This window comes from Salinibacter altiplanensis (assembly GCF_002894645.1).
Lineage (GTDB): Bacteria > Bacteroidota > Rhodothermia > Rhodothermales > Salinibacteraceae > Salinibacter > Salinibacter altiplanensis.
The window spans coordinates 1-8,893 of record NZ_NCQY01000022.1 but is presented as its reverse complement, the minus strand read 5'-3'; the positions used below and the strand labels follow the sequence as shown (position 1 = coordinate 8,893).

Annotated in this window: 6 protein-coding genes; 5 read left to right on the top strand and 1 reads right to left on the bottom strand. The window is 55.1% G+C overall.

Features of this window, described 5'->3' with window-relative positions; all coding sequences use genetic code 11:
* Positions 1-64 precede the first annotated feature (64 nt).
* From B7R93_RS10190 to B7R93_RS10175, 4 genes are all read left to right on the top strand, one after another.
* The gene (locus B7R93_RS10190) at positions 65-1,720 is read left to right on the top strand and encodes a TnsD family Tn7-like transposition protein (RefSeq protein WP_103020685.1); all 1,656 of its coding nucleotides are present in this window, start codon (positions 65-67) and stop codon (positions 1,718-1,720) included.
* A 116-nt stretch (positions 1,721-1,836) separates the two neighbouring features.
* A complete protein-coding gene (locus B7R93_RS10185) occupies positions 1,837-2,571 on the top strand; it encodes a TnsA endonuclease N-terminal domain-containing protein (protein WP_198598649.1) in 735 nt (244 codons plus the stop codon).
* A gap of 85 nt (positions 2,572-2,656) precedes the next feature.
* Positions 2,657-4,702: a Mu transposase C-terminal domain-containing protein gene (locus B7R93_RS10180; RefSeq protein ID WP_232798307.1), complete on the top strand. Its 2,046-nt coding sequence runs from the start codon at positions 2,657-2,659 to the stop codon at positions 4,700-4,702.
* A gap of 23 nt (positions 4,703-4,725) precedes the next feature.
* On the top strand, positions 4,726-6,300 hold the full coding sequence (locus B7R93_RS10175; protein WP_103020682.1) for an AAA family ATPase: 1,575 nt from the start codon (positions 4,726-4,728) through the stop codon (positions 6,298-6,300).
* 12 nt (positions 6,301-6,312) lie between these two features.
* On the opposite strand, the gene B7R93_RS10170 is transcribed toward B7R93_RS10175, so the two are convergent.
* On the bottom strand, positions 6,313-8,109 hold the full coding sequence (locus B7R93_RS10170) for a TnsD family Tn7-like transposition protein (RefSeq protein WP_232798303.1): 1,797 nt from the start codon (positions 8,107-8,109) through the stop codon (positions 6,313-6,315).
* Between the two features lie 184 nt (positions 8,110-8,293).
* Between B7R93_RS10170 and B7R93_RS16340 the strand changes: the two genes are divergently transcribed.
* Positions 8,294-8,530: a helix-turn-helix domain-containing protein gene (locus tag B7R93_RS16340; protein ID WP_423815920.1), complete on the top strand. Its 237-nt coding sequence runs from the start codon at positions 8,294-8,296 to the stop codon at positions 8,528-8,530.
* The last annotated feature ends 363 nt before the right edge of the window (positions 8,531-8,893 follow it).

Genomic DNA, 8,893 nt, shown 5'->3' with positions numbered 1-8,893 from the left:
CCAACGTCAGTTAGTCGACCCACCAGTCCAACTTTTCGGGCGCACCTCAACGTCAAATTGGGCAGTGAAGTCACCTACGCACCTACGCTACTGTCGGGCCTGCGTCAAAAAGGATAAAGATAGTCCAGGCGGTGTGCCCTTCTGGCGTCGGTCTCACCAATTGCCAGGAGTCCTTCTATGTCCTGAACATGAGGAGAGACTGATTCTGAGCCCTCTATTACGCGCAGTCGGTGCTGGCCGCAAGGAGTTTATAAGCCTTGAGCGAGCGCTAGAAATGAGTGGCGAGAGTAGTGTCGAGTTGCCTGATCGGTTCGCTGTGTCAGCCCTACAGATTGCGAAGGATAGCCTATGGCTTCTTCAAAACCCCGATATGGGAGATGGAACCCTCCTGCAGCGGCATAGGGATTGGCAATTTGCTCGCGGATGGCAGCATGAAAGAGCACCCCACAGAGGAAATTTCAACTTCAAAGGTTTCCTACAGGCAATCCGCAATCATTACGACGAAGAATTTCTTCGGGTGCTCTGCGAGGACAAAACGTCCCTCTTGATTGCGAAGACAGGGGGATGGGTCCGTCAATTAACCATGCTACAGAATGAAGCCCGCGCGTACCCCCCGTTGCAGCACATCCTTCTTTGGCAATTCCTGGGCTTAACGGTTAGGGAATTTGTTCAGGAGCCGACCAAACCAATGATCCCGCCCGAGCCGGAGAAGTCAAAATCTCAGCTTACTCTGGACGGGCCATGTTCAAATGTTGCCTGTGAGCAGTATGACCCCCCTATACCGCGAATCCTCAATGTCTCAGAAGAGGAGAAGGACAAGCGGTTTACCATATCATGTCCAGTCTGTGATTTCAGCTACACACAAAGGCCCAGTTGCGATGACCCTTGTCGCATTCGAATAAAGCAGACCGGGGATCTATGGGATAGTCGGCTTCGGGAATTGCTTGAGCAGACTCCGGCGCTTTCCCTAGCAGAGCTAACTAACGAAATTGGCTTCTCCCAGAGTACTATCCAGAAGCATGCCCTTAGGCTCGACCTCTGGAGGTCCAAATGGAAAGATTCAGTTAAGCAATCAGTCGACTCAACAGGCAAGTCGCGAAGACGAAAGAAGGCCGCGCGTCATCGTAACCGGCAAAAATGGCTTAAGCTTCGTGATGAGTTTCCAGAGGAGAGTCGCTCTGAACTTAGAAAGCGCATGCCGCGCGTTGGGTCGTACCTGAGTAAATACGACACGCACTGGTACGACGAGCACAGTCCAGAGAAAGGAAAGAAGTGGAGCCGAGAGAGGAGAAAGAAGTGGGAGAGGTGCGATGATACAACACTGGCCGAGATGAAAGAGATTGTGGCGGAAATGATACAGGAAGATCCACCAGTCCGAATTACGTTACATAGCCTGTCCACACGTCTCGGACAGATAAGCACACTCCAGTCCCGACTCCGGAGAGGAAAACTGCCCAATACTGAGAAATTCGTCGACCAAGTAGTAGAGGGAAGAAGAGACTACGCCTTACGAAGATTATGCAGTGCAGTCAGTCACTATGCCTCGGAGAGTGAGCTTCCCCCCTACAGAGATTTTACCGACAAAGCTTCAATGGATTCTCGTTCTTATCCCGAGTTGGCTTCATCAGCATATGCGGCACTGACGGCCCACATTGAGGAGCAGGAGTGCATTCCTGAACAGTGGAAGACTTCTGACTCAGAAATATGGGGGGAAAGCTGATGGGAAGAGCGAAGGGAGTCCGAAATGTTGATCGTTGGAAAAAGCTTGGTTACGGCTCGGGTCGCGGATCAGATTACAAGCCATGGCTGACGGTCCGAAGCTTTGGCTCTCGGGGGATGGCCCATCGTGTGCTCGGTCACAAAACGGGGCGAATTCATCACCTTCACAGCAACCACGAGCTCGGCTGTTTTCTACTGCTGGAATGGGACGATAAGGTCATCGACATCCGCGAGCAGTTTCCGCTCCATCCGGTCTCCGAAACCCAACGGATCGCCGGTCACCTCGGATATCGACATCCCGTACAGCGCTGGAAGTGGAAAGGAAAACGGAATCAGCAACCTGCGGTGCAGACCAGTGATTTTCGGGTCACCTTGTCCGACAAGTCTTCAGTGCCCGAGATGATAATCTCGGTCAAGCCCTCAGCGGAATTGGAGAAGCGCCGGGTCCTGGAAAAATTGGAAATCGAACGGACATACTGGAACCGTCGCTCGATCGATTGGCAGCTCGTCACTGAGCAGGAGCTCCCTCAAAACAAGATCGATAACCTCAGGCTGATATTGTCCTTTCAGGAGCTTGTGGAAAGCGAAATTACGCAAGACAGAGCTGGATCTCTTCTGGAAGAGCTCTACAGATACGTTGAGCAGGCAGATCGACCTTTGAAAACCGCGTGCCTCGATTTCGAGCAGGACGTTGATCTTCCAGCAGGAACCGGTCTGCGCCTCGTATGGCACGCCCTCGCCACAAAAAATTGGTTCACTGATCTCTCCAAGCCCCTCGATCCGTCTATGCGGACCACGGTTCTCCGCAAGGCACTCCCTAGTGGCTCATTCCCAAAATATAACGCCTACTGATGCCATGAAGACCATGAGACCCCAGGTCAACGCTCTCCTCAGAACAGAAGGAGAAGAGAAAGACCACATCTATAGGATCCTGCATGTGGATTCCACCGCCGGTGAGATCGCTGTGATCGACGTGGAGGACCCTAAGGCACTCCCGAAGTGGTGGACGGAAGCCGATCTTGAAGCTCTGCTAGCCCGAAATGCTGTTAGAGAACTGAAAGAAGATCGGCACCACGCTGATACCCGGCCTGACAGTGCATTTACGGACGCAAGTCTCAGGACGCGGGACCGGCGCTGGGAAGTGTTGCAGACGTACTTGCAGGATCCGTCGACGGCAGTATCGCTCATGCGGCCTACAGGGCGAGGTCAGGGGATTCGTGAGATCAACGAACGGTTTGGGGTTGCGCGTGACCGGGTGTATGCCTGGCTGCGTCAGTACTGGCAACGAGGACAGACTGTCAATGCTCTTCTTCCTAATTATCAACGGTGTGGGGCACCAGGGGAGGAGAGAGTTCCCGGAGATAAAAAGTTAGGTCGGCCTCGAACCCTTTCGGCTTCAGAGCCGGAGCATGGGGGAATGAACGTTACGATGGAAATGCGGGACCTTATCGCTCACGGAGCGAAGCGATTCTGGGGCAAAAAGGTAGACGGGCGTACATTGTCAAAGCGGGAGGCGTATCAGCGGACTCTGGAGACGTTTTTTAACGACGGGTACAAGCTGGAAGAAGGGGTTCGCGTTCCCCAACTGAAAGAAGATCTTCCGACGTTCCGGCAGTTTCGGTACTGGCTGGACAAGAGTTTAGAAAAGGGAAAGACGACAAAGAATCGGAGCAGCACGAGTCACTACGCTCTGAACAATCGCGCGGTGCTTGGGTCCACCGCCCACCTTTCTAGAGGGCCGGCGGACCTTTTTCTCATCGACGCGACCGTTGGGGACATTTATCTCGTGAGCTCAATCAATCCGCAGTATGTTGTCGGGCGACCGGTGATTTATCTGGTCATTGATCATTTCAGCCGGATGATTGTCGGCTTTTACGTCGGATTTGAGGGGCCAAGCTGGCTTGGGGCGATGATGGCTCTCGAAAACGCGTTCACAGAAGAGGTTTCGTTTTGCGAAAAGTACGGAATAGAGATCCGCGAAAAAGACTGGCCCTGCAGCGTCTATCCACAAGCGATTACAGCGGATCGGGGAGAGATGGTTGGCTATGCATCCGATCAACTCGTGCCAGCGTTCAACATGCGGGTCACAAACACACCGCCGTTTCGGGCTGACTTCAAGTCCTTGGTTGAGCGCCAGTTCGGCATCACGACAAAGCGGGGGATTGAGCGTCGGCCTGGGTGGGTGGATAAGATGAAGGAGCGGGGCGGCCCAGATTATAGACTGGACGCAACCTTCGACATTCAGTCGTTCACTCAGCTGATGATCGAACTTATCTTGTTCAACAATCAGTCGCGACGAATTGGCGGACCTGTGCCCAAGGATTATCCCCTCAACCCAGATCGCGAGCCGACACCCCTTTCGGTTTGGAACTGGGGAATGGAGACTTTTCCAGGCCTAGGGCGCCAGATGGACAGGAGGCAGGTTCGCATCAATTTGCTTCCAAGGAAGACGGCTCGGGCCAGCAGACGGGGTCTCGTCGTGCACTCCTGCCAACTTCATTATGAAAGTGCGACTGCCAAAGCCGCGGGCTGGTTCGAAGAAAATACGGGTCGCAAGAAGAAAAAAGTTGAGGTCTCGTACGACCCGCGGGACGTGTCGAGCGTCTTTCTGCGGCGTGAGAGCGATGGGGACATTGAAGAATGCCCTCTCACCCCGGCAGACCAGAAGCATTTTGAAGGGAAAACCCTCGACGAAGTACATGACTACCACGAACGACGCAGAAATACCCGGCATCGAGGTCAGGTTCAGCGGCTCCAGGATGAGGCAGCACTAAACGCACGCATTGGTGCACTCACGGAGAAAACAGAGCAGCGAAATAAAGAGTTGCGTGCAACCGTTACTCCTACCGTTAACGGAATACGAGATACCCGGAAGATCGAACGGGATCAGCTCCGCAAGAGTCAGGCATTTACCGGTGGAGATGACAAGCAAGAGCCGGAAAAAGAACAGAGGAACGATGAGTACATCCCGTTCCCGTCATAACCTACATCTAATCGGACGAGCAAATGATCACAAGTCCACACGTGTCGGGAAGTGTAGTCGAAGCAAGCTACACAGAGCAAGAAATTCCACGATATCGTGGGAATCCTTTCATTGAGGCACTTCCTCCCATCCGAAGCGCGGAGGAGGCGGTTGAACTCATGTCTTACTATCCGCCCCACAATCCCGAAGAGCGCCAACTCTCCCCGCATGTGCGGCAACATCTGGCGGCGGGACTCTCAGAAATCCGTCACCCTGTGGGAATCCATCTTGAGCTTGAATCAAGGCTCTCTCGGCTGATTCGCTGGGGGTATGCCTCCCGTAATCCGCTATCTCGTAGTTTTCAGAAAAGCGTCGACGAGAGAATAGGGCGAATTCAAGAGGCACAAGACAATGAAGGACCACCTCAAGACTTGGTGATCCAACCCAGTGCACCAGAGGGGGCGGCGACCGGATTAACCTTTTTGGGAACGACCGGAATCGGAAAGACCGCTGGGATGCAGATGGTTCTCGACGGATACCCTCAGGTCGTCATCCATTCGAATTATGAAGGCCGAAGTTTCACACGCTCCCAAGTTGTTTGGCTTAACCTCCAGTGCCCGAGTGACGGGAGCATCAAGACAGTGTGTACCAACTTTTTTACTGCGATGGACGCGGCTCACTCCCCGCTTCGGACGCAGACGAACTACACGCTCGATTTCGTAAAGTCTCGCTCTACAATACGGACGTTGGTTCCGAGTATGGCCAGGGTAGCGGCGCAACATGGACTGGGCCTACTGGTCCTCGACGAGGTCCAGGACCTGCGCCAGCGAGGAAGCCGCGAGCTCCTCTCATTTCTCGTCCAGTTGGTCAATGAAATCGGCGTGCCGGTCGTGCTCATCGGTGGGGTGGACGCTCTTCCGGCCCTTTCTGATCAGTTTCGACAGGCTCGGAGGGGTGCTACTGAAGGAGACATGGTCGTCGGTCCCGCAGAGAACGGGAGCGGGTGGCGGGACCTTTGTGAGGTGTTTTGGCGCTACCAGTACACCAGCAAGGAAACTCCGATAACTCAGGCCCACGTGGACGCGCTATTTGAGTGCTCGCAGGGCATTACCCAGTATCTGGTGACCATCTACAAGCTTGCCCAGATCCGAGCAATCTCGACTGGTATCGAAGAGGTCACCCCCGCCCTCATTCGCTCTGTGGCCAAAGACGGTCTTGTACAGGCTGGACCTGTGTTGCGGACGATGCGACGGGGAGATCGGGATCTCCTTGATCGTTTGGGAGATGTTCTCCCGCCACAGGGGACTGATTATGTGCCATTTCTGCGAGGAGATGCTCCAGAGGCGTCTTCACCGCCCAGCGAAAAGAAGCGAGTCCCTGATACGAATCGTAGCGACAACAGCGACAAAACAAAAGGAGTCAGCAAGATGTCCAGCGGTCCTTCCACTGAGGCGGTTTCGACCGACACGATCGAAGAGCCGAAGGCACCTGAAAAGTCTACGATCAGTCTTCCTGACTTGCTTGAAGGGAAGGACGAAGAGAAATCTGCCTACGAGACGCTTGCGGAAAAGGGGCTGGTGGCTCAGAATGTTTGGAAGGGAATCGTGCGAGAAAATTGAGGTGGAGCAGTCTCACGAGCCCCATACCTCCTCATCAAGTTCTGGCGTAGCGCCTCTGATCTTCGAAAGTGCCTCCGCGATCTCCTCGCTCAATTGAGCTGCAAGATCCGGGCGAAGGGATGCGTATCGCACAAACTTCCAGGTCTGCGGACGCTTCTTCAGGGCAATAAAGTCGAGCGTCGCCCAGTCGATTTTCTTCCTCGCGAACTCGACCCGCGTCTCTGAGACCTCGTTGAGAAACGCCTGGGTTTTCGGGAGGTGATCGCGGTTTGAAAAGAATTCGGACGTGCGACCCATGCGTCTCAGAACCGTCGACCGGCGAATCCACACCGGTCGCCCAGGCGACTGTCGAAGCGTCTCTACCACCTCAACGGCTCGATTCCGGAACTCCAGGTCTCGACTTGGCCAGTTGACCCGAGAAGGCTGTACGCGAGCTATCGGAGGGGAAGGCCTGTGGGCGTCGAGCCACGTCCGGTCGACGCGGTAAAGGAAGGCATAAGCCGCAGGTGCCCGTTTTGGGAGGACCGTAATCCCCTCGTCCGGATTCCGTTTCTGGAGCGAAAGCCATTGAGAGCGATACTTTTCTCGACGCTCGACGGTCGCGTCCGCCTGTTTTGTCGCTGGGGCTACCTTGTCCCACGTCGTCCACTCTTTCCGCCACACCCCGAGCCGACGGGCGTGCCGCTGCACCGTGCGAGGATCTACTGTCAACGCCTCGGCGATGCTTCGGAGTGAGCGATCCGTGTGCTGGACGAGATGGGCAAGTCGCTTTTCCCAGCTCGAATCGCGGGTCTTCCGGTCAGTAGAGGGTTTTCTGCTGTTGGATCTTTGGTTCTGCTCTTTGGCTGCCGCGGTTGGCCGGCTCTTCAGACGCGGCGCTCTCTGGCCAAAGAAGTCCAGAACAGAAGCGCCGAGAAATTGCAAAACGAGGAGATGATGCAGGGGATGAGAGGCCGTCCGCGGCTTGCGGAGGAGGCGTTCGAACCACCCGTCCTTGTCCTGAGGAGGAGAGCACCCAAGTTTTTCCAGAAGTGAGGTACCGAAATGTGCGTAGAACGCCCGGCGCGCGTCGCTCATCCGGATGCGTGTCGCGGTTTGCATCCAGCCGTTCAGGTGCAGATGGTAGCGGTAGCGCTTGTGGATAGACGGTAGACCGGTCGGCCGAACCCGATTTGCAAGCAGGCAGGACGTGTCATCAGCGAGCCTTTTCAGTCCCTGACTGTTCTCTTCGGCACGAATCGCCGGCTGTGTCTGGAGATCAAGGCGTCGAAGCCGGCCTAGACTGATAAAGTCGTAGGGTGGGAATGAGGAACGTGGCCGATACTCTCGAAGGATCGTGCCATGAGTCGTACACACCCAGATGCCGGGCAATTGGTGGACTCGGTGCCAGTAGGAAACGCCATGCGAATTGCGGTCTTCCTCTGCGCAGTCAGGGCAGAACCGATAGGGTTGAGCTAGAGAGACTCGAGAAGATCTGAGCCCGAGACGTCCGTGGATTGTGCTGCCCTCTTCCATTCTCATCGCTCGTTCGACGCGATCTGCGCGTTCTGGGGGCAAGAACGGCACGTAGTACGGCAGCTGGGTATGCTCGTACAGAATCCGCTTTGGAGTGTACTGGTGACCGGCAGGAAGGGAGGAGAGAAGCGCGTCGATCCGCCCAGGGAGGTCAAAAACCGCGCGGCCGGTCTTCGCCTCGAAAAATGTTCTGTGGACCGATCGACCACCCGTGATCCCCATCATGTCTTGATAACGCGCCAGCGCGCTGTAGAGAAGCTCGTCGGGAAAGGGATCGGGGAAAAGGGCGCTCACGATGAAGTGGGGGAGCTTGACCAACCACCGGGGCGGTCACAGCTTTGACGGGATAAAAGAGCGAAATCTACCCGGTGTACGCATATTCGTACTCTGGGTTCGTGTAGTTCGTACGGAGAGGTCAATAACGTGGTAGGGCAGTTTGATTTTCGTCTACCACTTCCGTAACGACACGGCCTCTTTTGTGACCGGCGAGGAGCTTCGAAGAAAGTTTGGCCGTCGTATTCGCGCGACTCGTCGGAGTCGTGACGTAACCCAAGAGAAGCTTGCGGAGTACTGCGGTCTGTCCCCGGAATATATCAGCCACATCGAGCGGGGAAGGGCCTCCCCGTCGTTCGACGTGATTGCGGAGCTATCCGAAGAGCTCGAGGTTCACCCACAGACCCTATTTGACTTCACAGGGTTGGAGGAACGTTCATAGGGGAAATTCGGCTTGACGAGGCCGAATTTCTGCAGAGTGGCTCTCGCTGGGGCCCACCACAGGCTCGGAGACGCCCCAGGTTCGCCCCAGACGAATGATCGATAAGTAGAGGTACCATTGCTCAGATCCAGCGGATCGTGCTTCCTGCCGCTTTGTGTCAAGCGGCCCCGCATCTTCTGATTGAATCAAAACGGGGGCACTACGGCTTCCCAGAGCGAAACTGAGTGCTCCAGTTCAAGGATTGAATTTCTTTGCTCCGTTTCAGACCATTAAAATGTGAATGCCTCATTTCTGGCATCTATCTTACCGTCTCTGAGGTGCGCCCGAAAAGTTGGACTGGTGGGTCGACTAACTGACGTTGGG

Bases quoted from the DNA above. Each gene is read 5' to 3' on its own strand.
- B7R93_RS10185 (WP_198598649.1), top strand. From the start codon at position 1,837: ATGGCCCATCGTGTGCTCGGTCACAAAACGGGGCGAATTCATCACCTT.
- B7R93_RS10175 (WP_103020682.1), top strand. From the start codon at position 4,726: ATGATCACAAGTCCACACGTGTCGGGAAGTGTAGTCGAAGCAAGCTAC.